This is a genomic window from Aeromonas sp. PrichA-15 (genome assembly GCF_017939245.1).
Classification (GTDB): domain Bacteria; phylum Pseudomonadota; class Gammaproteobacteria; order Enterobacterales; family Aeromonadaceae; genus Aeromonas; species Aeromonas caviae.
On sequence record NZ_JAGKRH010000184.1, the window covers coordinates 1 to 293 of the forward strand.

The window sequence follows — 293 nt, forward strand, 5'->3', positions numbered from 1 at the left end:
CCCTGCACAAGGGACACCGCTATGCCACCGTGATCATGGATGCCGAGCGAACCCGCGTCCTGTGGGTGGGGCACGGCAACAGCCGGGCCGCTATCCGTCCCTTCTTCGAGCAGCTCGGCGAGCGATGCCAGCAGATTGAGGCGGTGACGATGGACATGAACACGGCGTTCGACCTGGAGGTGAAGCAACACTGCCCGCAGGCGGAGGTGGTCTACGACCTGTTCCACGTGGTGGCTCGCTATGGCCGAGAGGTGGTGGACCGGGTGCGAGTGGAGCAGGCGAATGCACTGAAA

1 protein-coding gene is annotated in these 293 nt (G+C 64.2%); it reads left to right on the top strand.

Features of this window, described 5'->3' with window-relative positions:
- On the top strand, positions 1-293 hold a 293-nt coding region (locus tag J9889_RS18475; RefSeq protein ID WP_210557649.1), incomplete at both ends, for a transposase.